Origin of the sequence: Variovorax boronicumulans NBRC 103145 (assembly GCF_001591345.1) — a bacterium.
Lineage (GTDB): Bacteria > Pseudomonadota > Gammaproteobacteria > Burkholderiales > Burkholderiaceae_C > Variovorax > Variovorax boronicumulans.
On the sequence record NZ_BCUS01000008.1, the window covers coordinates 68,161 to 94,436 of the forward strand.

At 69.8% G+C, this 26,276-nt stretch carries 25 protein-coding genes and 1 pseudogene; 7 read left to right on the forward strand and 19 right to left on the reverse strand.

All coding sequences use genetic code 11. The features are described 5' to 3' along the window. Positions 1–88 precede the first annotated feature (88 nt). The 3 genes from VBO01S_RS04180 to ntrC are packed head-to-tail and all read left to right on the forward strand — an operon-like array spanning position 89 to position 3,257. Positions 89–616, forward strand: a complete 528-nt coding sequence (locus VBO01S_RS04180) for a hypothetical protein (protein ID WP_062470907.1) — start codon at positions 89–91, stop codon at positions 614–616. A gap of 14 nt (positions 617–630) precedes the next feature. Then, positions 631–1,710, forward strand: coding sequence for a nitrogen regulation protein NR(II) (gene glnL, locus VBO01S_RS04185; RefSeq protein WP_062470910.1), 1,080 nt, complete (start codon positions 631–633; stop codon positions 1,708–1,710). 26 nt (positions 1,711–1,736) lie between these two features. Beyond that, entirely contained in the window at positions 1,737–3,257 is a 1,521-nt protein-coding gene (ntrC, locus tag VBO01S_RS04190; RefSeq protein ID WP_062470913.1) for a nitrogen regulation protein NR(I), read from the forward strand. 26 nt (positions 3,258–3,283) lie between these two features. Here the strand turns inward: ntrC and VBO01S_RS04195 are convergent, their stop codons facing one another. From VBO01S_RS04195 to VBO01S_RS04270, 17 genes and pseudogenes are all read right to left on the reverse strand, one after another. Beyond that, positions 3,284–3,814, reverse strand: coding sequence for a hypothetical protein (locus VBO01S_RS04195; protein ID WP_062470916.1), 531 nt, complete (start codon positions 3,812–3,814; stop codon positions 3,284–3,286). A 5-nt stretch (positions 3,815–3,819) separates the two neighbouring features. Next, positions 3,820–4,605, reverse strand: coding sequence for an exodeoxyribonuclease III (xth, locus tag VBO01S_RS04200; RefSeq protein ID WP_062470919.1), 786 nt, complete (start codon positions 4,603–4,605; stop codon positions 3,820–3,822). Positions 4,606–4,828: 223 nt separating this feature from the next. Further along, positions 4,829–5,593: an ATP-binding cassette domain-containing protein gene (locus tag VBO01S_RS33490; RefSeq protein WP_370680324.1), complete on the reverse strand. Its 765-nt coding sequence runs from the start codon at positions 5,591–5,593 to the stop codon at positions 4,829–4,831. Between the two features lie 51 nt (positions 5,594–5,644). Continuing rightward, positions 5,645–6,322, reverse strand: a pseudogene (locus tag VBO01S_RS33495) (ABC transporter permease); the annotation flags it as partial. Between the two features lie 76 nt (positions 6,323–6,398). Continuing rightward, positions 6,399–7,241 carry an ABC transporter substrate-binding protein gene (locus VBO01S_RS04210; RefSeq protein ID WP_082817978.1) on the reverse strand — a complete coding sequence of 281 codons (843 nt, stop codon included), beginning with the start codon at positions 7,239–7,241 and terminating at the stop codon, positions 6,399–6,401. Positions 7,242–7,289: 48 nt separating this feature from the next. Then, entirely contained in the window at positions 7,290–9,209 is a 1,920-nt protein-coding gene (locus VBO01S_RS04215) for a molybdopterin biosynthesis protein (protein WP_062470927.1), read from the reverse strand. Then, a complete protein-coding gene (locus VBO01S_RS04220) occupies positions 9,206–10,459 on the reverse strand; it encodes a molybdopterin molybdotransferase MoeA (RefSeq protein ID WP_062470930.1) in 1,254 nt (417 codons plus the stop codon). The genes VBO01S_RS04215 and VBO01S_RS04220 overlap by 4 nt, the downstream gene beginning before the upstream one ends. 152 nt (positions 10,460–10,611) lie before the next feature. Continuing rightward, positions 10,612–11,001: a hypothetical protein gene (locus VBO01S_RS04225; RefSeq protein WP_062470933.1), complete on the reverse strand. Its 390-nt coding sequence runs from the start codon at positions 10,999–11,001 to the stop codon at positions 10,612–10,614. Continuing rightward, the gene (locus VBO01S_RS04230; RefSeq protein WP_062470936.1) at positions 10,998–12,257 is read right to left on the reverse strand and encodes a formate dehydrogenase subunit gamma; all 1,260 of its coding nucleotides are present in this window, start codon (positions 12,255–12,257) and stop codon (positions 10,998–11,000) included. Before VBO01S_RS04230 ends, VBO01S_RS04225 begins: the two co-directional genes overlap by 4 nt. Before the next feature lie 12 nt (positions 12,258–12,269). Continuing rightward, positions 12,270–12,521: a hypothetical protein gene (locus tag VBO01S_RS04235; RefSeq protein ID WP_082817975.1), complete on the reverse strand. Its 252-nt coding sequence runs from the start codon at positions 12,519–12,521 to the stop codon at positions 12,270–12,272. Further along, positions 12,518–13,138: a formate dehydrogenase FDH3 subunit beta gene (gene fdh3B, locus VBO01S_RS04240; RefSeq protein WP_062470938.1), complete on the reverse strand. Its 621-nt coding sequence runs from the start codon at positions 13,136–13,138 to the stop codon at positions 12,518–12,520. Before fdh3B ends, VBO01S_RS04235 begins: the two co-directional genes overlap by 4 nt. Positions 13,139–13,147: 9 nt before the next feature. Beyond that, a complete protein-coding gene (locus VBO01S_RS04245) occupies positions 13,148–16,123 on the reverse strand; it encodes a formate dehydrogenase subunit alpha (protein WP_062470941.1) in 2,976 nt (991 codons plus the stop codon). Positions 16,124–16,132: 9 nt separating this feature from the next. After that, a complete protein-coding gene (locus VBO01S_RS04250) occupies positions 16,133–16,360 on the reverse strand; it encodes a hypothetical protein (RefSeq protein WP_062470944.1) in 228 nt (75 codons plus the stop codon). Positions 16,361–16,636: 276 nt separating this feature from the next. Further along, positions 16,637–17,254 (reverse strand): TorD/DmsD family molecular chaperone, encoded by a 618-nt coding sequence (locus VBO01S_RS04255; RefSeq protein WP_062470946.1) that lies wholly within the window; start codon positions 17,252–17,254, stop codon positions 16,637–16,639. Continuing rightward, positions 17,251–19,329 carry a 4Fe-4S dicluster domain-containing protein gene (locus tag VBO01S_RS04260; RefSeq protein WP_062470983.1) on the reverse strand — a complete coding sequence of 693 codons (2,079 nt, stop codon included), beginning with the start codon at positions 19,327–19,329 and terminating at the stop codon, positions 17,251–17,253. Before VBO01S_RS04260 ends, VBO01S_RS04255 begins: the two co-directional genes overlap by 4 nt. Further along, on the reverse strand, positions 19,289–19,912 hold the full coding sequence (locus tag VBO01S_RS04265; RefSeq protein WP_062470948.1) for a DUF3306 domain-containing protein: 624 nt from the start codon (positions 19,910–19,912) through the stop codon (positions 19,289–19,291). Before VBO01S_RS04265 ends, VBO01S_RS04260 begins: the two co-directional genes overlap by 41 nt. Further along, the gene (locus VBO01S_RS04270) at positions 19,905–20,495 is read right to left on the reverse strand and encodes a DUF3305 domain-containing protein (RefSeq protein ID WP_062470951.1); all 591 of its coding nucleotides are present in this window, start codon (positions 20,493–20,495) and stop codon (positions 19,905–19,907) included. The genes VBO01S_RS04265 and VBO01S_RS04270 overlap by 8 nt, the downstream gene beginning before the upstream one ends. A gap of 82 nt (positions 20,496–20,577) precedes the next feature. On the opposite strand from VBO01S_RS04270, the gene VBO01S_RS04275 reads away from it, so the two are divergent. Then, positions 20,578–21,489: a formate dehydrogenase accessory sulfurtransferase FdhD gene (locus tag VBO01S_RS04275; RefSeq protein ID WP_082817976.1), complete on the forward strand. Its 912-nt coding sequence runs from the start codon at positions 20,578–20,580 to the stop codon at positions 21,487–21,489. 12 nt (positions 21,490–21,501) lie between these two features. On the opposite strand, the gene VBO01S_RS04280 is transcribed toward VBO01S_RS04275, so the two are convergent. Both VBO01S_RS04280 and VBO01S_RS04285 read right to left on the reverse strand, forming a co-directional pair. Continuing rightward, positions 21,502–22,524, reverse strand: a complete 1,023-nt coding sequence (locus VBO01S_RS04280; protein ID WP_062470954.1) for an alpha/beta fold hydrolase — start codon at positions 22,522–22,524, stop codon at positions 21,502–21,504. A gap of 368 nt (positions 22,525–22,892) precedes the next feature. Continuing rightward, entirely contained in the window at positions 22,893–23,633 is a 741-nt protein-coding gene (locus VBO01S_RS04285) for a response regulator (RefSeq protein WP_062470956.1), read from the reverse strand. A 193-nt stretch (positions 23,634–23,826) separates the two neighbouring features. Between VBO01S_RS04285 and VBO01S_RS04290 the strand changes: the two genes are divergently transcribed. The 3 genes from VBO01S_RS04290 to VBO01S_RS04300 all read left to right on the forward strand — a co-directional run. Continuing rightward, a complete protein-coding gene (locus tag VBO01S_RS04290) occupies positions 23,827–24,246 on the forward strand; it encodes an organic hydroperoxide resistance protein (RefSeq protein WP_062470958.1) in 420 nt (139 codons plus the stop codon). A gap of 51 nt (positions 24,247–24,297) precedes the next feature. Then, entirely contained in the window at positions 24,298–25,662 is a 1,365-nt protein-coding gene (locus VBO01S_RS04295) for an ATP-binding protein (protein ID WP_062470960.1), read from the forward strand. A 27-nt stretch (positions 25,663–25,689) separates the two neighbouring features. Continuing rightward, positions 25,690–26,276: cytochrome c biogenesis CcdA family protein (locus VBO01S_RS04300; protein WP_303621471.1), on the forward strand; the 587-nt coding region annotated here is incomplete at its 3' end.

The window sequence follows — 26,276 nt, forward strand, 5'->3', positions numbered from 1 at the left end:
GTCCTTTTTCCTTGGTGCGGAACACCCTGTCGTGAGCGGGCCCGAATTGCATCAAAATGCGCGTTTGTCGCGCCCTCTCCGGATCCAAATGAAGACTGCTTCCCTGATTTTCCTGGCCGCCGCCTCGTTCGCCACCGCCACGGCGGCGCTCGCGCAAGAGCGCGTCTGGCGCTGCGGCAACGAGTACACCAACAACGCGACCGTGGCCCAGCAAAAGGGCTGCAAGATCATGGAAGGCGGCAACGTCACCGTCGTGCAGGGCACGAAGCCCTCGGGCGGCGGTGGTGGCAGCGCGTCGTCGTCGGGTTCGGGCGGTTCGGCCGCGCGCGCCCCGGCGGGCAGCCCGCGCGTCGAAGGCGTCGACCAGCGCGCCCGCGACGGCGAGGCGCGTTCGGTGCTCGAGGCCGAGTTGCGCAAGGCCGAGGCCCGCCAGACCGAGCTCAAGAAGGAATACAACAACGGCGAGCCCGAGAAGCAGGGCAGCGAAGGCCGCAACTACCAGAAGTACCTGGACCGCGTGGCCGAGATGAAGGCCGAACTCGCGCGCAACGAGAGCGACATCGCCGGCATCCGCCGCGAAATCGGCCGCCTGCCCGGCAAGCCGCAAGCGCAGTAAGCGGCACGCAGTCCATGGTGTTCGGCAAGAAGGCGACTGGCGCCAATCCGCGCTTTCGCGCCTTCGACCTCTTGTCCACGCTGATCGCGGTGGTCAACAGCGACGGCTCGGTGCTGTTCGCCAACGCAGGCCTCGAAGACGCGCTGGGTACCTCGCGGCGCACGCTCGAGGGCTCGCAGTTCGGCGCCTGCTTCCATGAGCCGCAGGTGCTGCGCACCGCGCTCGACGGCGCCAGCAGCAACGACTTCGCCACGCTGCGCTACGAGGCCTTTTTGCGGCGCGTGAACCACGAGCTGATGCCGGTGCAGGTCACGCTGGCGCACGGCGACAAGAAGGGCGAGCTCATCATCGAGATGTCGCCGCTGGAGCAGCAGGTGCGCCAGGACCGCGAGGAGCGCCTGATCGACCAGGCGCAGGCCAACAAGGAGCTCATCCGCAACCTCGCGCACGAGATCAAGAACCCGCTGGGCGGCATCCGCGGCGCGGCGCAACTGCTGCAGATGGAGGTCGAGTCGCGCGACCTCATCGAATACACCCAGGTCATCATCCACGAGGCCGACCGGCTGCAGACGCTGGTCGACCGGCTGCTGGCGCCGCACCGCCGGCCGCACGTGGTGGGCGACGTGAACATCCACGAGGTGTGCGAGCGCGTGCGCTCGGTCATCCTGGCAGAGTTTCCGCGCGACCTGCACATCGAGCGCGACTTCGACGTCTCCATTCCCGAGTTCCGCGGCGACCGCGAGCAGCTCATCCAGGCCACCCTCAACATCGCGCACAACGCGGCGCAGGCCCTGGCCGAGCGCCGCGCGGCGGGCGACGCGCAGATCACTTTCAAGACCCGCGTGGCCCGCCAGGTGATCTTCAACAAGCAGTGGTATCGATTGGCACTGGAATTGCATGTCATCGACAATGGACCGGGTGTGCCGGACACGATCAAGGACCGCATCTTCTATCCGCTCGTTTCGGGCAGGGAAGGCGGGACCGGGCTGGGACTGACGCTTGCGCAAACTTTTGTGCAACAGCATCACGGCGTGATCGAGTGCGACAGCGTCCCGGGCCGAACCGATTTCAAGATATTGATTCCGCTGCCCTAGCGCAGCCCCGGCAACAGAGGAGATGCATGAAGCCGATCTGGATAGTTGATGACGACCAATCGATACGCTTCGTGCTCGAGAAGGCGCTGCTGCGCGAAGACCTGCCCACGCGCAGCTTCACGAACACACGCGAAGTGCTGGCCGCGCTCGAACAGGCCGAAGGCGACGAGCAGCAGGGCCCGCAGGTCCTGGTGAGCGACATCCGCATGCCGGGCGGCTCGGGGCTCGACCTGCTCGACAAGATCAAGGCCAAGCACCCCGGCCTGCCGGTCATCATCATGACCGCCTTCTCCGATCTCGACAGCGCGGTCTCGGCCTTCCAGGGCGGCGCCTTCGAGTACCTGCCCAAGCCCTTCGACCTGCCGCGCGCCGTCGAACTCATCCGCCGCGCCGTCGACGAAAGCCAGCGCGAAGAGGTATCTGAAGAGCGCATGGTCGCCGCGCCCGAGATGCTCGGCCAGGCGCCCGCGATGCAGGACGTGTTCCGTGCCATCGGCCGGCTGTCGCAGAGCAACGTCACGGTGCTCATCACCGGCGAATCGGGCTCGGGCAAGGAACTCGTGGCGCGTGCGCTGCACAAGCACTCGCCGCGCGCCAACGGCCCCTTCGTGGCGATCAACACCGCCGCCATTCCGAAAGACCTGCTCGAGAGTGAACTCTTCGGCCACGAGCGCGGCGCCTTCACCGGCGCGCAGACCATGCGCCGCGGCCGTTTCGAGCAGGCCGAGGGCGGCACGCTGTTCCTCGACGAAATCGGCGACATGCCCTTCGACCTGCAGACACGCCTCTTGCGCGTGCTCAGCGACGGCCACTTCTATCGCGTGGGCGGCCACAACTCGGTCAAGGCCAATGTGCGCGTCATCGCCGCCACGCACCAGGACCTCGAGCAGCGCGTGAAGCTCGGGGGCTTCCGCGAAGACCTGTTCCACCGGCTCAACGTGATCCGCCTGCGCCTGCCGGCGCTGCGCGAACGCGGCGAAGACGTCCCCGCGCTCACGCGCCACTTCCTGCAGCAGAGCGCGCGCCAGCTGGGCGTCGAGCCCAAGCGCATCTCCGATGCGGCGCTGGCCAGGCTTGCGGCCTTCAATTTCCCGGGCAACGTGCGCCAGCTCGAGAACATCTGCCACTGGCTCACCGTGATGGCGCCCGCGCAGCTGATCGAGTCGAAAGACCTGCCGCCCGAAGTGATGGCGGGCAGCGGGGCGGACGTGCATGTAGCGGTGGCCGAGGTGGCGGCGCCCGTGCAGGCAGCAGCGCCGTTGGCCGTCGAGCGCGACGCGTCCGCGCCGGTGGTCGCGGCCCCGGAGGCGGTGCCAGGTGCACCGACGGGCCCCAGCGCCTGGGAGAGTGGTCTCGAAGCCGAAGCTCAGGCGCTGCTCGCCGCAGGCCGCACCGACGTGTGGGACGTGCTCACGCGCCGCTTCGAATCGCGGCTGATCCTCACCGCCCTGGCCAACACGCGCGGCCGGCGCATCGAGGCGGCCCAGAAACTGGGCATCGGGCGCAACACCATCACCCGGAAAATCCAGGAACTCGGTATCGAATGAAAAGGCCCTCCCAGGGCCTTTTTTTATTACCGGCTGCGCTGGCCGAGCGTGAGGGAATCGAGCTGGAAATTGCCGCTCTTGTCCCAGAGCCAGGTGTCGACATACGTGTGACCGCCCAGCTTGCCGGGGCTCGGCAAGGGCGAGGTCGCCTTGACCAGCTCCGCGATCATCGGCGGCACTTCGGGCGCATGGCTGGGCACGCGGCTGAAGGTGACGTTGGTGACCTTGCCGTTGGCATCGATCTCCGTCTCGACCACCACCACGGCGTACACCAGCGGCGGGATCTTGCCCTTGTAGATGCGGCTGGCATACGCCTTGTAGATGTGGCGTGCGCCGGTCTTGCGGTAGGTGCGGATGGCGGGCGTCTGCGCGGTGATGAGCCGCACGGTCGGCACGTCGCGGCTGCCTTCGGTGGCGGTTGCGCCGCCGGGTGATGTGCTGCCTGTGCCGCTTTCCGATCCGCTGCCCGGCTTGAGCACCGAGCAGGCGGCCAGCGCGAGCGCCGCGGCGGCGATCGCGGCAGAACGGGCAACGCGTGCGGCGATCGGCGTCGTCATGGCCGTCAGGCGCCCGCGCCGAGTTCGAGCACCACCGGGGCGTGGTCGCTCGGCTTTTCCCACTTGCGCGGCACGCGATCGATGACGCAGCCCTTCACCAGCGGCCGCAGCGGCTCGCTCACGAGGATGTGGTCGATGCGCAGGCCGCGGTTCTTCTGGTAGCCCAGCATGCGGTAGTCCCACCACGAGAAGCTCTTTTCGGGCTGCTCGAACATGCGGAAGCTGTCGGTCAGGCCCAGGCCGAGCAGTGCCTTGAAGTGGTCGCGCTCTTCGGTCGTGTGGTGGATCGTTTCCTTCAGGCCCACGGGGTCGAAGCTGTCGCGGTCTTCGGGTGTGACGTTGAAGTCGCCCAGCAGCACGAGGTTCGGGTGCGCCGCGAGTTCACGCGCGATGTAGGCGTGCAGCGCGTCGAGCCACTTCATCTTGTAGGCGAACTTCTCGCTGCCCGGCTCCTGGCCGTTCACGAAGTAGCCGTTCACCACGCGCAGCGGGCCCGAGGGCGTCTCGATGGTGGCGGCGATCACGCGCGACTGCTCGTCGGCGAAGTTCTCGATGTTCTTCACCACGTCGCGCACCGGCGCCAGGCTGAGGATGGCGACGCCGTTGTAGGTCTTCTGCCCGAACACCGCGGCTTCGTAACCGGCCGACTTCAGCACCTCGAGCGGAAACTTGTCGTCGGTCATCTTGAGCTCCTGCAGGCACAGCACATCGACCGGGTTGGCGATGAGCCAGTCGAGCACATGCTGCAGGCGCGCGGTGAGGGAGTTGACGTTCCAGGTGGCTATTTTCATGAGGGCTCTGCGTATTCGGTTATCGGGGGGCGGTCGTGCGTTCGCAGCCGGTCGGTGAGGTCTCTGTGCAGGCGAAAGAAATGGCCGCGCCCAGACCCGGAAGGAAGGCGTGTCGGCAGCGAGACCGCGACAGTGGTTTCCATCGCGGTATTTTGCCTCGCTGGATCGGGATGCCGTGTAAGCGAAGGCGAGGGGCGCGGAACCGCCGACCAGCCCGCCGGCGCTAGGGCTGACGGTACCAGCCCAGCTCGCCTTGCAGGAACTGGGCGGCCTCGGGCGGCAGGTCGTCCGAATCGAAGAAGCTCGCCACGGGCCGCTCGACCACGATGCACCCCGCGTGCAGGTAGGCCACGCGCGTGGCCAGTCGCTTGGCCTGCCCGAGGTTGTGCGTGCTCATCACGATCGTCACGCCGCTGTGGGCGACCTCTTCGATGAGGGCCTCGATCTCGTTCTTGGCGCCGGGGTCCAGGCTGGCCGTGGGCTCGTCCAGGAACAGGATGTCGGGCTGCAGCGCCCAGGCGCGCGCCAGGCCCAGGCGCTGCTGCTGGCCGCCCGACAGCGAACGCGCCGAGCGCTCGGCATGTTCGAGCAGGCCCACGCGCGCCAGGGCCAGGCCGCAGCGCTCGCTGCGCTCGGCGGCCGGCACGCCCGCCAGCCACAGGCCCACCCACACGTTGCGCCACACCGAGAGGCTCAGCAAAAAGGGACGCTGGAACAGCATGGCCGCGCGCGGCAAGCGGCCTTCGGGTCGCAGCGGCAGGCGCTCGCAGCGTCCTTCGCAGGGCAGCAGCCCGTGCAGCAGCCGCAGCAGCGTGGTCTTGCCCGAGCCGTTGGCACCCACGAGCACGAGCCGGTCGCCCCGGTGCAGGGTCAGCGAGGCCTCGTCCAGCGCGATCAGTGCGCCGAAGCGCACCGTGGCGCGCTCGAGCCGGATCAGCGGCACCGTGCCGGCCACGGCCGGCGTGTGCGGGGCGAGCGTGCGGCGCACCGCGCGCGGCTTCGCTGGCGGGGCAGTGCTCAGCGGACGCGTGGCCAGCCATTGCAGCAACCCGATGGCACCGTTGACCGCACCGACCACCGCCAGCAGCACGATGCCCAGCGCCAGGGCCAGCGCGAGGTCGCCCTTGCTGGTCTCCAGCGCGATGGTGGTGGTCATCACGCGCGTGACGCCGGCGATGTTGCCGCCGACGATCATCACGGCGCCGACCTCGGCGATGGCCCGCGCGAAGGCCGTGAGCAGCACGGTGGCCACGCCCATCCGATCGTGCACGAGCATCAGCAGGGCGGTGGCGAGCGGCCCGGCGCCCAGCGAGCGCAGCTGGTCGCCGCCGTCGGCCAGCGCCGCCATCACGAGCCGGCGCGACAGCGCGGCGATCAGCGGCGTGACGAGCACGCTCTGCGCCACCACCATCGCCGACGGCGTGAAAAGAATGCCCAGTTCGCCCAGCGGCCCCGAGCGCGAGAGCAGCAGGTACACCAGCAGGCCCACCACCACGGCGGGCAGGGCCAGCAGCGTGTTCACCAGCCACACGGCCAGCGCATGCCCCGGAAACCGCGCCACTGCGAGCCAGGCGCCCAGCAGCAGGCCGAACAGCGCGCCGATCAGGCAGGCCGTGGCGCTCACCTGCAGCGAGAGCGCCGTGATGCGCACGAGTTCGGGGTCGGCGCCGGTGATGAGGTGCCAGGCCAGCGCCCAGCCTTCGGTCACGGTGTTCATCGAAGGACGGCTTTCATCGCCGACGCGAGGCCGTGCGCATTGCGCAGCCCGGCACCGTCATCGACCGGCGCGCCGTTCACTGGCCCGCGTTCGGGAAGAAGAGCTGCTCGCCGCCGATCTTGTAGGCGGCAATGGCGGCCTGCCCGTCGCGCGACACGACCCAGTCGGAGAAGGCCTGCGCCAGGTCCTTCTTCACGTGCGGGTGCCTGGCCGGGTTCACGACGATCACGCCGTACTGGTTGAACAGCTGCTTGTCGCCCTCGACCACGATGCCCAGGTCGGCGCGGTTCTTGAAGTTGAGCCAGGTGCCGCGGTCGGACAGCACGTAGGCATTGGTCGAGGCCGCGATGTTGAGCGCCTGGCCCATGCCGCAGCCGCATTCCTTGTAGCCCGCCGGCTTGGCGGCGGCCAGGTCGATGCCGGCCAGCTTCCACTGGCGCAGTTCGGCCGCATGCGTGCCGCTCTTGTCGCCGCGCGAGACGAAGGCGCCGCCCGTGGTGCCCAGCCGCTTGAGGGCCGCCGCGATGTCGTTGCCGCGCACGCCGGCCGGGTCGGACTTGGGCCCGATCAGCACGAAGTCGTTGTACATGACCGGGCGGCGCGGCAGGCCGAAGCCTTCGGCGACGAACTTCTCTTCGGCGGGCTGGTCGTGCACGAACAGCGCGTCGGCGTCGCCGCGGCGCGCCATGTCCAGCGCCTGCCCGGTGCCCACCGCCACCACGCGCACCTCGGTGCCCGATGCCTTGGTGAACTGCGGCAGCAGGTGCTTGAACAGGCCCGACTGTTCCGTCGAGGTGGTCGAGGCCAGCACGATGAACTTGTCCTGCGCGTGCGCCATCGGCGCGAGCAGCGTGCCGGCGAGTGCACCAGCGAGCGTGCCACCGAGGGCGAGAAGGGTGAAGCGTCTGCGCGAAGCCATCGTCATCGTGTCAGTCCTCGAGAGTGAAAGAAAGAAGCGGTTCGGCCATCAGGCTGCGGCATCGACGCGAAAGCTCAGCCGGCCCAGCGCCTCGCGTGCCGCGGCCGATTGCAGCAACGCAATGAAAGCCTGCACCGGCGCGCGCGCAAGCCGTGCCTGGGGCACCACGAAGTCGTAGCGTTCCTCCTGCACGGGAATGAAGCCCAGCCCGTACTGCCGCGCGACCGTGTCGATGGCCAGGCCCCAGTCGGCGCGCTGCTGAGCCACGGCCACCGCCACCGCGTTGTGCGACTTGGTCTGCACGCCGTAGCCGGGCGGTTGTGCGCCGCCGAGCAGGCGGTCGATGAGGATGCGCGTGCCGCTGCCGGCGTTGCGGTTGACCATGGTGCAGCCGGGCTGCGCGGTCGCGGCCGCGATGGCCGCGGCGGCGTCCAGGCCCTCGAAGCGCGTGTCGCCGGGGCGATGGACCACGCCCTGCATGCGGCCGTAGCCCGTCACCAGTTCGAGGCCCGGCGTGAGCAGCGGCCGGTTGTAGACGCCCGTCGCCGGGTCCATCAGGTGGATGCCGGCCACATCGCATTCGCCGCGCCTGGCGGCCATCAGCCCGCCCGTGCTGCCCACGTTCATGGCCTTGATGCGGATGCCCTGGCGCATCAGCTCGCCGGCCAGCCAGTCCAGGCCCACGCAATGGCTGCCGATGAAGATCAGGTCGGCGGCGTCCAGCCCCTGGCCCAGCAGCTGCACCTGCACGGGCGCGCCGGCATCGACGATCTCGGTGTGCTGGCCGATGGTGATGAAGCCGTCGGCGCTGCTGAAGGTGGTGACCGAGCCCGAGCCCTTGCCCATCGGGTAGGCGGCCACGCCGTCGTCGGTGGGCACCAGGCCCACCAGCAGGTACTCGGTGCGGCCGCGCTCGGAGTTCACGCGCATCGGCAGCGTGGCCGCCACGTGCGCATGCCGCTGCGGCGGCCGGCCCGCGAAGGCGCGGATCACGGGCGCCAGGAACTCGTGGAAGGTGAAGACCGCCGAGGTCGGAAAGCCCGGCAGGATCACGACCGGCTTGCCGCCCGTGACCGCCAGGCACACCGGCTTGCCGGGCTTGAGCGCCACGCCGTGCGCCACCACGCCCGGGTCGCCGAGGGCGGCCACCACGCGGTACGACAGGTCGCCTTCGCCCTTGGACGTGCCGCCCGAGAAGACCACGGCGTCGCATGCGAGGCCCCGCGCGAGCGCGGCCGACAGCAGGGCCTCGTCGTCAGGGATCACGCCCAGGCGCACCGGCTCGCCGCCCAGTTCCTCGACCGCGGCGCCGATGATGGCGGCGTTGGAGTCGTACACCGCGCCCGTGGGCAGCGGCGCACCGGGCGCGACGATCTCGTTGCCGGTGGAGAAGATGGCGACGCGCGGCTTGCGCCACACGCCGACCTCGGCCAGGCCCAGCGCGGCGAGCACGCCGATCTCGCGCGAGCTCAGCACCTGGCCGGCGCGCAGCACGGTCTCGCCGCGCGCGATGTCGGTGCCGGCGTAGCTCACGTTCTCGCCGGCCGTGGCGGCGCGGCGCACCTGCACGTTGCCGTCGTCGAGGTCGGTGTGTTCGACCATCACCACCGCGTCGGCGCCGCGCGGCAGCATGCCGCCGGTGGCGATCGCCGTGGCGCACCCGGGCGTCACTTCGCGCTGCGGCACGATGCCGGGTGCGAGCGTCTCGCCCACGAGGGCCAGCGCGCGGACCTGTTCTTCCATCGCGCCCCAGGTGTCGGCGGCCTGCACGGCAAAGCCGTCGACGTTGGAGCGGTCGAAGCCGGGCACGTCGATGGCGGCGACCGCGTCGTCGGCAAGCACCCGGCCCAGTGCCGCGTGCAGGGGAACGGTCTCGCGGCCCAGCGGCGCGAGGCTCAGGTGTTCGCGGAAGCGGCGCTCGGCCTCGTCCCGCGTGACGACATCGAGAAATTGCGATTGGGCTTTCACAGGCACTCGTACAGATGAACAGTGACGTCGGTCCCGGGCCCGAAGCCTTCGCTTTCGGCGGGGGCGATCACGAAGCCGTCGGCGCGCGTGGTCGAACTCAGCACCGAGGCGCCCGAGAGCGCGAGCGGCTCCACGCCATCGGCGCCGATCTTCACGCGCACGTAGTCGACGCGCCCCACCTGCGAGACGATCTTGCGCGCCACGGTGGCGCGCGTGCGCGGGTAGGGCCAGTCGGCGGGCCGGCCGCCGAGCAGGCGGATCGCACGCCCGGCAAAGAAGTCGTAGGCGCACAGGCAGGAGACCGGGTTGCCCGGCAGCAGGAACACCAGTGTCTCGCCGATGCGCCCCATGCCCGCCGGGCTGGAAGGCCGCATCGCGATGCCGTGGATCGCCAGCTCGCCGAGCTCGGCCAGCAGGCGCGGCGCGTGGTCCTCGGCGCCCACGCTGGAGCCGCCGGAGATGAGCACCACGTCGGCGCCGGGCGCGGCCAGTGCCTGCGCGATGATTTGCGGGTCGTCGCCCAGGCGCTGGTGCGACTCGAGCAGGCCGCCGTCGCGCGCCACGAGGCCGCGCAAGGTCACGGAGTTGGCGTCGTAGATCTCGCTCGGGCCCTTGGGCGTGCCGGGTGCGCGCACCTCGTTGCCGGTGACGAGCAGCCGCACGCGCGGCCGGCGCACCACCTGCAACTGGGCCAGGCCCAATGAAGCCGCCAACCCCGCATCCTGCGGGCGCAGGCGGCGGCCCGTGGCCAGCGCGGTGCTGCCGCGCGCGATGTCTTCGCCGACGTGGCCCACATGCTGGCCCGGCGCGACGGCGCGCGTGATGGCCAGGCGCCCGTCCTGCTCGCTCGCGTATTCGGCGGGCACCACGGCATCGAGCCCGCGCGGCACCGGAGCGCCGGTCATGATGCGGATGGCGGCGCCCGCGGGCACCTCGCCGTCGAAGGGGCGGCCGGGCCAGGCGTGGCCCGCGATCGGAAACTCGAGCGGGTTGTATTCGCCGGCCCCCGTGGTCTCGCCGCCGCGCAGCGCATAGCCGTCCATGGCCGCGCGGTCGAACTCGGGCACCGCGATGGGCGCGATCACCTCCTGCAGCAGCACCCGCCCCGTGGCCTCGTCGACGGCCACGGATTCACCGGGCAGCAAGGGCGTGTGGGCATCGATCCAGGCGAGGGCGGTGGGCACCTCGGCGCGCTGCGTGAAGCCGCGCATACGCACATCGGTCGAGGCAGTTCGTTCGGGTGTGGGCATCGGGGCCAGTATAGAAGTTGGAGGTCGCCGGCGTGGTCGGGCATGGCACCCGACAGCCATGCACAAGGCGGCCGTGCCGGGCCTTGCCGGCGGGCCATTTGCAGTCGCTTTTTCTTCAGCCGCGTCCGCGCACGCGCGGTGCGTCGCCGGGCTTACTTCTTGGGTGCGGGATTCGTCTGTGCCGAGGTCTGGTTCGAACTCGGCGGCGACGCGGCCGTGGGGGCCGGGGAGTGGGCGCCCGATGCTTCGATGGGCTTGGCTTCAACCTTGGGGGCGGCGGCGTAAGGCCCCGGGTCCACGCAGGGCGGCGTGGCCACCGCGGCCGGTGCCGGCTTGCCGGCGGCCTGCGCGCTCGCGCGGTACTTGGCGGCGACCTGGTCCTGTGACTTGCACAGCAGGTAGCCGTCGGTCTTGGCGCTCCACGCGGTGCGGGCCGCGGCCTCGGCGGCCTTGGCCTGCGCTTCCGGCGTGGGCGGGGGGAGCTTGGCGACAGCGGAGGTCGCAGCGAGTGCGCACAGAAGAAGGGTCAGCGTGTGCTTCATGCGGAGGTTCCTTGCTGCGCCGTCGCCGGCCGTGCGGGCTCGGATGCGCCGGCCGGTTGCGAGCGCTGCGCGGGGATCTTGCCGGCCTGGATGTCGTCGTACCAGAGCTTGTGGTGCTCGCGCGCCCAGGCCTCGTCGACATAGCCTTCGCGCATCGCCTTGTAGGCGCCGTCCATGCCCAGCGTGCCGATGTAGATGTGGCCCATGATCATCGCCATCATGAGCAGCGTGGCCACCGCGTGCACCATGTGCGCGACCTGCATCTCGCCGCGCGTGTAGACGAAGCCGGGCAGCAGCTTGTCCAGGAACAGGCCCGAGGCGATGACGATGCTGCCCAGGAACAGCACGCCGCCCCAGAACACCGCCTTCTCGCCGGCGTTGAAGCGGTGCGACGCGGGCTCCTTGCCGCCGAACAGGCCGCCGCCGTGCCGCAGCCAGGTGAAGTCGTCCTTGCTCGGCCAGTTGCTGCGAATGAAGGTGAAGATCATGAACAGCGTGGTCACCACGAACAGCGGCCCCACGAAGTTGTGCACCGTCTTGAGCACGTAGGCGAGCCAGCCGAACAGCGTGCTGCCCAGCACCGGCAGCAGGAAGAACTTGCCGAAGGCCATCACGATGCCCGAGATCGCGAGCGTGACGAAGGCCAGCGCGTTCGACCAGTGCGTGGCGCGCTCGAAGGGCGTGAAGCGCTCGATCTTGCGGCCGGTTTCGGTGCCGTGCAGGCGGATCGGCCCGCGCGTGAAATAGAAGATCGCCAGCGCCAGCAGCGTCACGAAGAGCAGCGCCGCGCCGTACGGAATGATCCAGTCGTTGCGCACCTGCCGCCAGGCCTCGCCCGCGTTGGTGAAGCGCGAACCCGGGTACTGCACGAAGCGCTGGATCAGGTTGCCGGCCTCGGGCGCCTGGCTCACCGGCAGGCTGCTGTAGCCGGTGACGCCGCCGCTCACCTGGCGCCACATCGGCGCGTTGTTGCCGGGCTGCACCTTGTTGCGCTCGCCGTTGGTCTGGTTGAGGTAGTTGGGATCGGCGCTGGCCTCGGGCTTGACGTCGAAGATGTTCTGGCTGCGGATGCCGCCCTCGGCCTTCGGTGCTGCAGCCGTGGCTGCGGCAGGCGAAGAAGCAGGGGCGGGCGCCGCGGTCACGGCGCCGCTCGCGGCCGGTTTGGCCTCCTGGGCCGGCGCCACCGCCGCCCAGCCCAGGAGCGCGGTCGCCAGCAGCGCGTGGAACGCGTGCCTGGTGCGAATGGTGACGCTCATGCGGCCTCCGGTTCAGTTTTCTCGGGTGTACTCGTTCTGGCCGTTGGAGCGCGTCTTGATCTGCTGCTCCCACGCCGTCTTGTCGCCCACCTTCCAGCCGGGCGCGGTGAAGGCGGTGCCGGTGTTGGCCTGCGTGCCCGTGCCGCTCCAGGGCACCGCGTCGTGCTTGACGCCCTCGGCGTTCGTCTGCGGCTTCTCGCTGCAGGCCGCCAGCAGCATCGCGCCCGAGGCGAGCGCGACGAGCATCACGACCGCGCGCTTCACTTGGTGCCTCCGGTGGGCGGCGTGCCGGCCTGCTGCGAGCCGTAGGCCGTGCCCCAGCCCCAGACCTCGGCGCCCGTGCCGCGGTGCACGACGCGGGTGCGGAAGATGTCGGCCACCACATCGCCGTCGCCGGCCAGCAGGGCCTTGGTCGAGCACATCTCGGCGCAGGCCGGCAGCTTGCCTTCGGCCAGGCGGTTGCGGCCGTACTTCTCGAACTCGGCTTCGGAGCCGTTGGCTTCGGGGCCGCCGGCGCAGAAGGTGCACTTGTCCATCTTGCCGCGTGCGCCGAAGGTGCCTTGCGACGGGAACTGCGGCGCGCCGAACGGGCAGGCGTACGAGCAGTAGCCGCAGCCGATGCACACGTCCTTGTCGTGCAGCACCACGCCTTCGTCGGTGCGGTAGAAGCATTGCACGGGGCACACCGCCATGCAGGGCGCGTCGGAGCAGTGCATGCAGGCCACCGAGATCGATTTCTCGCCCGGCAGGCCGTCATTGAGCGTGACCACGCGGCGGCGGTTCACGCCCCAGGGCACCTCGTTCTCGTTCTTGCAGGCCGTGACGCAGCCGTTGCACTCGATGCAGCGCTCGGAATCGCAGACGAACTTCATTCTTGCCATGGTGATTCCTTATGCTTTCTCGATGTTGCAGACCGTGGTCTTGGTCTCTTGCATCATGGTGACGCTGTCGTAGCCGTAGGTGGTGGCGGTGTTGATGGCCTCGCCGCGCACGATGGGCGCCGCGCCCTTCGGGTAATAGGCCAGCAGGTCTTCGCCCTGCCAGCGGCCCGAGAAGTGGAAGGGCATGAACACCGTGTCGGGCCCCACGCGCTCGGTCACCAGGGCCTGCACGTTGAGCTTGGCGCCCGTGGGCGTGTGCACCCAGGCGCGTTCGCCGTTGCGGATGTTCTTCTCGGCCGCCACCTTCGGGTTGATCTCGATGAACATCTCCTGCTGCAGCTCGGCCAGCCAGGGGTTGGAGCGGGTTTCCTCGCCGCCGCCCTCGTACTCCACGAGCCGGCCCGAGGTCATGATGTAGGGGAACTTCTCGGCGATCTTGTCGGCGATGTTCTTCTGCTGCACCGTCTTGTAGAGCGTGGGCATGCGCCAGAAGGCCATCTTGTCGTCGTGCGTCGGGTACTTGGCGACGAGGTCGGGGCGCGTGCCGTAGATCGGCTCGCGGTGCTGCGGAATCGCGTCGGGGAAGTTCCACACCACCGCGCGCGCCTTGGCGTTGCCGAAGGGGTGGCAGCCGTGGTTCTTCATGAACACGCGGATCATGCCGCCCGAGCTGTCGGTCTTCCAGTTCTTGCCTTCGGCCTTGGGCTTCTCGGCCTCCGTGAGTTCGTCCCACCAGCCGAGCTTCTTGAGCAGCAGGTGGTCGAGCTCGGGGTAGCCGGTGGTGATGTCGGCGCCCAGCGAGTGGGAGCCGTCCTCGGCCAGCAGGTTCTTGCCGTTGCGCTCCACGCCGAAGTTCGCGCGGAAGTTGCCGCCGCCGTCCATCACGTGCTTGGACGGGTCGTACAGGTTCGGCGAGCCGGGGTGCTTGAGCTCGGGCGTGCCGTAGCAGGGCCAGGGCAGGCCGAAGTAGTCGCCCGAGATGTCGTAGCCGTTGACCTTGTCCTTGACCGCCCCCTTGGCCCGCAGCGTGCGCACGTCGAAGGCGGCCATGTTGCGCATGTGCGCCTGCAGCCGCTCGGGGCTCTGGCCCGAGTAGCCGACGGCCCAGCAGCACTTGTTGATCTCGCGCAGGATGTCGTCGGGCACGGGCTCGTCCATGCCCTTGACCTTCTGCATCTTGTAGTTCTTGCTGAGCTCCTTGCCGAAGCCCAGGCGGTCGGCGAACTGCTGCATGATCATGTGGTCGGTGCGGCTTTCCCACAGCGGCTCGATGACCTTCTCGCGCCACTGGATCGAGCGGTTCGACGCCGTCACCGAGCCGCTGGTCTCGAACTGCGTGCACGCGGGCAGCAGGTACACCGCGCGGTTCGCGTTGGCGTCCTCGGGCCGGCCCGGCATCGCGGCCATGGCGGCCGTGGCCGAGGGGTACGGGTCGACCACGACCAGCAGGTCGAGCTTGTCCATGGCCCGCTTCATCTCGAGGCCGCGCGTCTGCGAGTTGGGCGCATGGCCCCAGTAGAAGACGCCGCGCAGGTTCGAGTCCTGGTCGATGAGCTCGTTCTTCTCGAGCACGCCGTCGATCCAGCGCGACACCGTGATGCCGGGCTTGCTCATCATCGCGGGCGAGGCGAAGCGGCCCTTGATCCATTCGAAGTCCACGCCCCAGGTGGCGGCGAAGTGCTTCCACGAGCCTTCGACCAGGCCGTAGTAGCCCGGCAGCGAATCGGGGTTGGGGCCGACGTCGGTCGCGCCCTGCACGTTGTCGTGGCCGCGGAAGATGTTGGTGCCGCCGCCCGAGGTGCCCACGTTGCCCAGCGCCAGCTGCAGGATGCACGAGGCCCGCACGATGGCGTTGCCGATGCTGTGCTGCGTCTGGCCCATGCACCACACCACGGTGCCGGGGCGGTGCTCGTGCAGCATAGTCGCGACCTTCAGCACCTGCGCCTCGCTCACGCCGCAGGCCTCCTCGACCTTGTCCGGCGTCCACTTGCTCATGACTTCCGCGCGCACTTCTTCCATGCCGTAGACGCGGTCGTTGAGGTAGCGCTTGTCTTCCCAGCCGTTCTTGAAGATGTGGTGCAGGATGCCGAACAGGAACGCGATGTCCGAGCCCGAGCGGATGCGCACGTACTCGTGGGCCTTGGCCGCCGTGCGCGTGAAGCGCGGGTCGACCACGATCATCTTGCAGCCGTTTTCCTTGGCATGCAGCATGTGCAGCATGCTCACGGGGTGCGCCTCGGCCGCGTTGGAGCCGATGTACATCGCGATCTTCGCGTTGCGCATGTCGTTGTACGAATTGGTCATGGCGCCGTAGCCCCATGTGTTCGCCACGCCCGCGACCGTGGTCGAGTGGCAGATGCGCGCCTGGTGGTCGCAGTTGTTGCTGCCGAAGAAGCTCACGAACTTGCGCAGCAGGTAGGCCTGCTCGTTGCTGTGCTTGCTCGAGCCGATCCAGTAGATGGCGTCGGGGCCGCTGGCCTTGGTGAGCTCCTTCAGCTTGGCGGTGATCTCGTCGAGCGCGGTGTCCCAGCTGATGCGCTCGTACTTGCCGTTCACGAGCTTCATCGGGTAGCGCAGGCGGTACTCGCCGTGGCCGTGCTCGCGCAGCGCCGCGCCCTTGGCGCAGTGGGCGCCCAGGTTGATGGGCGAGTCGAACACCGGCTCCTGGCGCACCCACACGCCGTTCTCGACCACCGCGTCGGACGCGCAGCCGACCGAGCAATGCGAGCACACGGTGCGCTTCACCTCGATCTTGCCGGCGCCGATGGCCGTGGGCCGGCCGTCGGCGGCCTTGGCCTTCTGGATCAGCGTGAGCTGGCTGGCCGCCAGGCCCACGCCGACGCCGAGGCCGGAGCGCCGCAGGAAGGCGCGCCGGTCCATGGTCGGCAAGGCGTTCGCGAGGCCGCGCCGCAGACTGTGAACGAAGGGCGACGCGTCGGAGGTCCGCGAGCTCGCGGCGCCTGGGGATTTTCTGGTCAGAAGCACGGGGTCTCCTCAGGCTGACGTGGTGGCGTAGTAACGCTTGACGTGTTCGCTCAGGGAATAGCCGCCGCCGTTTTCGGGCGGGGGCGGCAGGGAAGGCGTGGCGGCGGCGACGGGCGCTTCGGTCGCCACCTTCGGCAGCGCGGTGACGGCCACCGCGGCGGCGCCGGCGGTGGCGGCACCGATGAAGAATCCGCGGCGGGAGGCCGGTTTGATGCCGGTGTTTTGGCTGTCCTGCATATTGACTCCAGGAGTGGCTGGGCGCGACGAGAGAGGGGAAACCCGGTCGGCCTTGTGGATACTAGACCAGCAACAAGGTGTGAGCAACCTGAATACCCCTCGCATTCGTTCGCCTCAGAAGGTGTGAATGAATCCGGCGTGGCCGAGCAGCCCGCGCAGGCGCGCGCCCTCAAGGCGCAAAGCGCAGCCATAGCTCGGGTTATGGCGAGCATTTGCAACGCAGAGGGGGCGCGCCTGCGCGGGATGAGCGGACATGGCGGGTTCGTTCACGCCTTCTCAGTCCAGCATGTCGAAGGCCTGCGCCTCGACGTCGCCGAACGCGCGCGTGAAGGCGGCGAGCGCCGCATAGAACCGCGCCTTCGGATGCTGCAACACAGCATCACACAAGGCGGGCAGCCACGGCTGGATGTGTCTGGAGAACATCGCCTGCTGCTGCGTGAGGTTGGCCACCGCCACGTCCTCGCCGGCGATCAGGTAGCGCATGACCTCGAACAGGCAGGCGATGTGGTCCTCGGTTTCGTAGGTGGTCTCGGTGCGCGCCAGGCCCAGCTTGTCGAGGTCGTGGCGCAGCTGCACGAGCGGCTTGTCGTTGAGAAAGCCGCTCAGGTAGTGCGAACCGAACAGGAACACCTCGGGCTTGCCGATGCCGCCGAAGAGCGCGTCGTATTCCTCGTGCGCGGCGGCCGCGTCGGTGTCGCGCGCGATGCCGACCAGCTGGCGCCACGGCTCTTCCAGGAAGGCGCCCGCGGCCGGCGCCTCGGTGGGCGCGACCTGGAAGGCCGCCAGCAATTCGGCATCGGGCGCGGCGTACCACAGGCGCGCGAGCAGGCCGTAGAGCTCGGCCCGGGCCACCTCCTCGTCGAGCGCGGAAGTGGCGGGAAAGGTCTGGCTCATAGCGGGGCGATCTTCACTTCGTTGGTGGCGCTGTACAGGTCGATGACGCGGCAGTCGCTGCACATCTTGAGGCGCTCCAGCGCTTCACCCTGGAACATGGCATGCCCGGCCAGCTTGCCGAGCATGGCCTCGATGGCCTTTTGCGTGCCGAAGGGCTTGCTGCAGCGGATGCAGGCCCAGGGCTTGGCCTCGTTCAGCAGCACCTGCTGCTTGCGCTCGGGCGCGGCCAGCAGGCGCGGCACGAGCGAGACGGCGTCCTCGGGGCAGGTGGTTTCGCACAGGCCGCATTGCACGCAGTTCTTCTCGATGAAGCGCAGCTGCGGCGCGCTCTGGCTGTCCAGCAGCGCGCCCGACGGGCAGGCGCTGACGCAGGCCAGGCACAGCGTGCATTTGTCCTTGTCGACCGCGACGGCGCCCAGCGGCGATCCCGTCGGCAGCGCGAAGGCCAGCGGGGCCTCGGCGGGCGCCTGCAGGGCAGGGGCCGCGCCCATCAGGTGGTCCAGCGCCATCTCGAGCCGGTCGCGCTTGTCGGCGCCGACGGCGAAGCGCGCCGCCGTGGCCGGCACGCGCTGCGTGGTCGTGCGCAGGCCGGCCAGCGCGGCGTCCAGCGCGGCGGGTGAATCGGCCTCGATCACGTGGAAGTGCGTGCCGGTGTAGCCCAGGCCGAGCAGCAGCGCCTGCGCGACGTCCCTTTGTTGCTTGAGCGCCGCGAGGTACTGCGGCGCCTCTTCGCCGGTGCACAGCACCGCGACCTGCGAGGCGCCGAAGGCGACGGCGCTCAGCCACAGGTCGATGCCGGTGCTGGCCGCATGAAAGAGGTCGACCGGCATCACGCGCGCCGGCACGCCCTGGGCCTTGCCGAGTTGCGCCTGCCGCCCGAGCTGTTCGAGCAGCGCCTGGCCGTCTTCCTGGCTGTGCAGCAGCAGCGCCGCATCGCGCCCGCCCGCCGCGGCATAGGTGGAGAGCAGCTTGCGCAGCTTCAGGCCCTGGTCGGGCGCGCGCGGGTAGGTGTAGCCCAGCGCGCCCGTCGGGCACACCGTGGTGCAGGCGCCGCAGCCGACGCACAGGTTCGGGTTGACCACGATGCGCTGGCGCTGCGGGTCGCTGCTCACGGCATGGGCCGAGCACACCTCGACGCAGGCGTTGCAGCCGACCACCTCGTTGCGGCTGTGCGCGCACAGCTTCTGCTTGTAGTCGAAGAACTTGGGCTTCTCGAATTCGCCCACCAGCTCGCGCAGGCGCAGCAGCGTCTGCAGGCCCTCGGCCTGCGCGACGCCGCCGGGCAGGTGGAAGTAGCCCTGCGGCGGCGCGTGCCAGTCGATCTGCGGCGCGGCGCCCAGGTCGAGCACGAGGTCGAAGGCCGCGTCGAGCGCCTGCGGCTCGCGGCTGAAGTTGATGGCGCCGGCCACGCTGCAGGCGCGCTCGCAGTCGCGGTGCGAGGTGCAGCGCGCGTTGTCGATCTGGTAGTCCAGCCCGATGGCCTGCTCGGGGCAGGCGACCACGCAGGCATTGCAGCGGGTGCACAGGTCGAGGTCGATCGCGTTGTCGCGCGTCCAGCGCAGCGTGAAGGCGCCGAGCCAGCCGGCGAGCGAATCGATGCGCCCGGCGATCACCGGCCAGCGGCGCGCCTGGGCGCCACCGTCTGCACCGGGGCCCTGCGCGAGCAGGGTCACGTCGAGCGTGTCGCCGACCAGCGCCGCGGCGCGCTCGGCGGCGTCGAGCGGGCCGATGATCAGCAGCCGGCCCTGGCTGGTGTAGCTCACGGTCGAGACGGGGTCGGGCTCGGGCAGGCTGGCGGCGGCCAGCAGCGCGGCGATCTTCGGCATCGCGCTTTTCGCGTCGCGGCTCCAGCCGCCCGTCTCGCGGATGTTGATGAAGCGGATCGGCGAGGTGGCGTTGGGCGTCTGCGTGGCGAGCTCGCCGAACAGCCGTTTTTCCTGGGTGCAGGCCACCACGACGTCGTCGCCGGACTGGATGGCGCGCTGGAAGGAGGTCGCCTCGCGGCGGCACAGCGACGAATGCAGCGGGAGGGTTTCAGCCAGTGCCGCGCCGAGCGTCTTCGGCTCGAGCGGCATCGTCTGGTTGCAGTCGCAAATCAGCGTGGTGGTCATCGGTTTCTTGGCTGGCGGGTTGCATCGCGGCAACCGGCGGGCTGGGAAGCGTTTCGGAACCCTGGGACTGTGCCACGTCCGCCGTCTCGGCGTCGTCGGGGGTTTCCGGGGGAATGTCTTCGGGGTCTTCGTCGAAGAGCTTGAGGAACTTGGCACTGGCCATCTGGCGCAGCACGCTCTCGGGCACCGGGGTGGACTGGGAGTAGTCGTCGACGTAGGTGTCCAGGCCGTCCATCACATTGAAATGCGGATCGGCAAAGAGCTTGCGGAAGGCCGCGTTCTTGACCTCGGGCGCGACCTCCTTCGTGAGGAAGGGCTTGAAGTCGGACCCGATGTCCAGCGCATCCACGTCCGCGAGCGTCAGCGGCGGCGCGGCCTCCTGTTCGCCTTCGGCGGCGGGGGGCTCGGCGAGCGCGGCGGGGGCTGGCACTGGCGCTGGCGCCGCAACGGGTTCCACCGCCGGCAGGGTCTTTTCTTCCACGGCGGCCTCGGCCGCGCGCACCTCCTGCTTGCGGCGTGACCAGCGTCCCAGGAAACCTTCAGACATCGCCCGCGCCCCGTCCGCGTTTCTTCTCGGTCGACACGCTCGCGGCGTTGCCGAAACGGTCGACCAGCGAGCGGAAGCTCTCGGGCCGGCGGCGGCGCTTGGGCTCGACCACGTAGTGCTCGTCGACGAAGGCGCGCACCCAGTCGACCACCTCCACCGGCGCCGGCACCTGCTCCACGGTTTCCTGCGCGTCGAGCCAGCGGCCGGCCTCGTAGTAGCTGAGCGTGACCACCACCGGACGCGGGATGGGCAGCGGCGCGAGCGTGGGCTCTTCGTCCATGCGCCACAGCACGAACCAGCACGGGGTCGGCGTGATCGCGTTGAGGTGGTAGCCCTCGGCCTCGTCGCGGTACAGCTCGACCTGGAAGCCGGGGTGCAGCCAGTGCTGCTCGCCGTCGTCGTCGCGCAGGAGGCGCGGTTCGGTGCCGAAGCCGGGCTCGTCGGGCAGCACGCTGCCGAGCGTCCAGCGCCAGGGCTGCCAGTGGCTCGAGGGGCCGTGCAGGCGCTCGCGGCGCATGACCACCGCGACGTCGAGCGTCGGGCGGCCCGTGGGCGCGGTCGCGGGAGTGTCCGAAGAAGGCATGAACGAACCATAGCCGATGGCGCGCCGGTCTGCGAGCAGTACCCCTTCGCGCTCCGCTCGCAGCGGTGGCGTAGGATTCCGCATGGCCCCACGTGAAGACGACGCAGAAGACGAGACACCGCTGGCTTTCGATGCGGTCCCGCTGCCCCGGCGCGCCGGCGCGCCGCGCCTGAAGCCGGCGCGCGGCCCGCTGCTGCGCCGCATCGAGATCGTCGACCAGCACGGCGAGCGCCGCGACATCGACATCCCGGCGGAGCGGCCGTTGACCGTCTTCGTCGACAAGCGCGAACTCGTGACGCTGATGACCCTGGGCGCCGCGCCCGAACTGCTGGTGCTGGGCTACCTGCTCAACCAGGACCTGGTGCGGCGCGCCGACGAGGTCGAGAGCATCGACGTCGACTGGAGCGTGGAGGCGGCCGCCGTGAAGACCCACCGCGGCATCACGAACCTCGCCGAAAAAACCGCGCACCGGGTCGTGACCACGGGCTGCGGACAAGGCACCGTCTTCGGCGACGCCATGGCGCAGATCGGCGCCGTGCGGCTGCCGGCGGCGCAGTCGGCGCGCATCGCGCAGGGCACGCTGGCGCGCATCCTCGAACAGATGAAATCGCGCAACAGCGTGCACCGGCATGCCGGGTCGGTGCACGGGTGCGCGCTGTTCCGTGGCACCGAGCTGCTGGTGTTCGCGGAAGACGTCGGACGGCACAACGCCATCGACACCATCGCCGGCTGGATGGCGGTGCATGGCGTCGACGGCGGCGACAAGGTCTTCTACACCACGGGCCGCCTGACGAGCGAGATGGTGATGAAGTCGGCCCACATGGGCGTGCCGATCGTCGTCTCGCGCAACGGCGTCACCGCGATGGGGCACGAGCTGGCCTCCAAGCTCGGCATGACCTTGTTCGGCCGTGCGGCCAACCGCCACTTCCTGTGCTACTGCGGGTTCGAGCGCTTCGACGCCGAGCCGCTGGCGCAGGCGCTCGTCGCCGACTGAGGGGCCGCGCGGCTACCCGCGCGCCACGTCGATCACCGCCTTCGCGAATGCCTCGGGTGCTTCCTGCGGCAGGTTGTGGCCGATGCCGCCGCTGACCAGCCGGTGCTCGTAGCGTCCCGAGAACTTCTTCGCATACGCGCCGGGTTCCGGATGCGGCGCGCCGTTGGCGTCGCCTTCGAGCGTGATGGTCGGCACGCCGATCACCGGCGCCTGGGCGAGCCGGTTCTCCAGCGCCTGGTACTTCGCTTCGCCCTCGGCCAGTCCGAGGCGCCAGCGGTAGTTGTGCACCGTGATCGCCACGTGGTCGGGGTTCTCGAAGGCCACGGCGCTGCGCTCGAAGGTGGCGGCGTCGAAGTTCCACTTCGGCGAGGCGAGCTGCCAGATGAGTCTGGCGAAGTCGTGGCGGTTCTTCTCGTAGCCCGCGCGGCCGCGCTCGGTCGCGAAGTAGTACTGGTACCACCACTGCAGCTCGGCCTGCGGCGGCAGCGGCGCCTTGCCGGCCTCCTGGCTGCCGATGAGGTAGCCGCTGACCGACACCAGCGCCTTCACGCGCTCGGGCCACAGCGCGGCCATGATGCAGGCGGTGCGCGCGCCCCAGTCGCAGCCGGCCACGGTGGCGACGGGGATCTTCAGCGCGTCCATCAGCGCAATGATGTCGACGGCCACCGCCGACTGCTGCCCGTTGCGCGGCGTGTCGGCCGACAGGAAGCGGGTGGTGCCGTAACCGCGCAGGTACGGCACGATCACGCGAAAGCCCGCGGCGGCCAGCTGCGGCGCGACGTCGACGAACATGTGGATGTCGTAGGGCCAGCCGTGCAGAAGAATCACCGGCGCGCCGTCGGCCGGGCCTGCTTCGTAGTACCCGATGCGCAGGCTGCCGGCGTCGATGCTTTTGAGGGGTTCGAGGCGACGGGCGCCGCCTGTGCTGGCGGATTGGGCGAAGGCGGGAACGATCGACGTGAGCTGCGTGGCGGCGAGGCCGAGTGCGGCCTTGCCGAGGAAGGCGCGGCGTGGCAGCGAGGGGGAGGCGGTCATGGAAATCTCCTGGGATTCGAGGGGGGACGGCGCGATTGTTCGGGGGGAAACCCACCTGCGGATCGGCTCGTGTATGCCTCTGTATCCGCGCCGGTTCCGGCCACACTAAATTTCAATCGCAGGCGTGCGAAGGCACCTCAACGAAACGTGGTGTGTCGATGTCGGGCCGGGATACACAGGCATACGCAATGCCCGTTGCGCGGCCAACGGGCGGCCAACAATCCGCCCGTCCTCCACTCATTGCCCGAAGGAAATCCCCATGACGCGCCCTCGCGGATTCAAGAAGCTCTGGTTCGCGCTGCTGTTCTTCGCGGGCGGTCTGGCGCACGAGCTGCGCCACCCGACCCAGTGCCAGAGCGTGGCGTCGGTCAGTCTCTCGCTTCGACCGCCGAAGCGAGCACGTAGCCTTCGCTGCGCACGGTCTTGATGTAGCGCGGCTCGCGCGCATCGTCGCGCAGGCGCTGGCGCAGCCGGCTCACGAGCAGGTCGATGGAGCGCTCGAAAAGCTCGGCTTCGCGCCCTTGGGTCAGGCTCAGCAGCTGGTCGCGGCTGAGCACCTTCTGCGGGTGGTCCAGGAACACGCGCAGCAGCCGGTACTCGGCGCCGCTGAGCGCCACCATCACGCCGGCGTCGTCGATCAGGTGGCGCGCCACCGTGTCGACCTGCCACTCGCCGAACCCCAGCTTCTGCGAGGGCTCGACGGTGCCCATGTTGGGCGGCAGCATGCGCGTGCGCCGCATCACGGCGCGGATGCGCGCCAGCAGCTCGCGCGCGGAAAAGGGCTTGGCCAAGTAGTCGTCGGCGCCCATCTCCAGGCCCAGGATGCGGTCGGCTTCCTCGCTGCGCGCGGTCAGCATGAGGATGGGCGTGGCCTTGTACTTGCCGGTGCGCAGGTCGCGGCACAGCGTGAGCCCGTCTTCGCCGGGCAGCATCAGGTCCAGGATGATCAGGTCGAAGGGCCCCGACGCCTCGAGCGCGGCGCGCATGTGGCGCCCCGTGGGCACCGCGACCACGCGCAAGCCGTTCTTCACCAGGTAGGTGGTGAGCAGTTCGCGGATGTCCCGGTCGTCGTCGACGATGAGGATGTGGTCGGAGGTCTTGGGCGTCATGGCAGGGGAGGCATTGGCGGCACGGCGCCGCAGCCGCAATGTAGCGTTCCGGCGGCGCGCCGGGGGTGGCCGTGGAAACGTAGTGTGTGGATGTGCGGGCCAGATACACAGGCATACAGAAGGCGATCCGGCAGGGGGTGGGCGGCCCAACAATCCGTGCGTTTTCCAACCACCCTGCATCCAAGGAACCCTCATGACCCGCATCGACAAAGTCCTCTACACCGGCAAGACCCACACCTCCTCGGGAGGCCGCGACGGCGAGGCGCGCAGCTCCGACGGTCGCCTGGACATCAAGCTCTCGTCGCCCGGCAGCGCCGGCACCGGCACCAACCCAGAGCAGCTGTTCGCGGCCGGCTGGTCGGCCTGCTTCATCGGCGCGATGGGCAAGGCGGCCGGCAAGATGAAGGTCGCGCTGCCGCCCGACCTGGCCGTCGATGCCGAGGTCGACCTGGGCACCGCCGGCGGCGAATACTTTTTGCAGGCGCGCCTGAACGTGAGCCTGCCGGGCCTGGACCGCGAGGTGGCCCAGGCCCTCACCGAGGCCGCGCACCAGACCTGCCCCTATTCCAAGGCGACCCGAGGCAACATCGACGTTGCCATCCACCTGGTGTGAGCCTGCTGCGCTGATGACGCATCGCCACGCCGCCTGACCAAGAAGCTGTCCATGTCCACTTCCGCGAATCCCGTTGCGAATCCGACCGGTACGGCGCCGCGCTGGCGCCGGCTGCTGCCCGGCTCGCTGTTCTCCCGCGTGACGCTGATCATCGTGGTGGGCCTGGCGATCGCGCAGCTGCTCACCTTCGCGGCGATCCGCTACGAACGGAACATGGCGCTTCGCGAGCTGATGATGATCGGCATCGAGCGCGACATTGCGAGCTCGGTCGCCATCCTCGACCGGCTCCCCGCGGTGGAACGCGCCGGCTGGCTCGACCGGCTGGAACGGCGCAACTACCGCTTCGTGCTGGGCTGCAGCGCGCAGGGCGGCGCGCCCCGCTCGGAGGCTTCGCAGCAGTTTGCCGCGGCCATCGTCGATGCGATGCGCCCGTTCCCGGTCGTCAAGGTCGGCGAGGTGGCCTGGCCGCCCGAAGGCCTGCAGATCGAGGTGCGGCTGGGCGACGGCTCGTCCGTGGTCGTGCACGCCATGCGCGTGGGCATGCCGGTGTCGGGCTGGGTGATGTGGTTGCTGGTGGGCCAGCTGCTGGTGCTGGCCGTGTGCGCCTGGGTCGCGGTGCGGCTGGTGACGCGGCCGCTCGCGCAGCTGTCCGCGGCGGCCGACCAGCTCGGGCCTGATCTGAAGGGCCGCACGCTGGCGGAAGAGGGCCCCACCGAAGTGGCGCACGCGGCGCGCGCCTTCAATGCCATGCAGCAGCGCATCGCGGGCTACATGGCGGAGCGCGTCGAAATCCTGGCGGCCATCTCGCACGACCTGCAGACGCCCATCACGCGGATGCGCCTGCGCACCGACCTGATGGACGACACGCACGACCGCGAGAAATTCCGCCAGGACCTGGACGCCATGAACGCGCTGGTGCGCGAGGGCGTGACCTATGCGCGCACGCTCCACGGCGCCACCGAGCCGCCACTGCGCATCGACGCCGACGCGCTGTTCGAGAGCATGGTGGCCGACTACGAGGACGTGGGCCAGCAGGTGCGGCTCGACGGCCGGGCCGGTGCGCCGATCGTGAGCCGTCCGAACGCGCTGCGCCGCATCCTGATGAACCTGATCGACAACGCGCTGAAGTTCGGCTCCGACGTGACGCTGCGCGTGCAGGCCGAAAGCGAGGGCGGCCGCCTCGTGGTGAGCGTGCTCGACAACGGCCCGGGCATTCCCCCCGGCGAACTCGACGCGGTGCTCAAGCCCTTCTACCGCGTCGAAAGCTCGCGCAACCGCAGCACCGGCGGCACCGGCCTGGGCCTGGCCATCGCGCACCAGCTGGCCATGGCCATGGGCGCCGAGCTCACGCTGCACAACCGCCCCGAAGGCGGGCTCGAGGCGCGGCTGGCGTTGGCCGCCGCGCCCGCTCGCTGAACCCGACCCCCCATCTTTCACATCCCCATGCTCATCCTCTTCATCGCCTACCTGGGCGGGGTGCTCACGATCCTGAGCCCCTGCATCCTGCCGGTGCTGCCCTTCGTGTTTGCGCGCGCCGACCGGCCGTTCCGCTCGCACGGCCTGCCGATGCTCGTGGGCATGGCGCTGGCCTTCGCCGGGGTCGCCACGCTGGCCGCGGTGGGCGGCGGCTGGATCGTCACGCTCAACGAATACGGGCGCTACGCGGCCATGGCCTTGCTCGCGCTGTTCGGTGCGACGCTGCTGTTCCCGCGCGTGGCCGAGCGCCTGAGCCGGCCGCTGGTGGCGCTGGGCCTGCGCATGTCCGATGCGCCGCAGGCCTCCGTGTTCTCGCCGCTGTGGCTCGGCGTGGGCACGGGCCTGCTCTGGGCGCCGTGCGCGGGGCCGATCCTCGGGCTGATCCTGACGGGCGCGGCGCTCAATGGCGCGAGCGTCGGCACCTCGCTGCTGCTGCTCGCCTATGCGGCCGGCGCGTGCACCTCGCTCTCGGTGGCGCTGCTGTCCGGCGGCCGGCTGCTCTCGGCGCTGAAGCGCACGCTGCCGACCGGCGACGGGGTGCGGCGCCTCGCCGG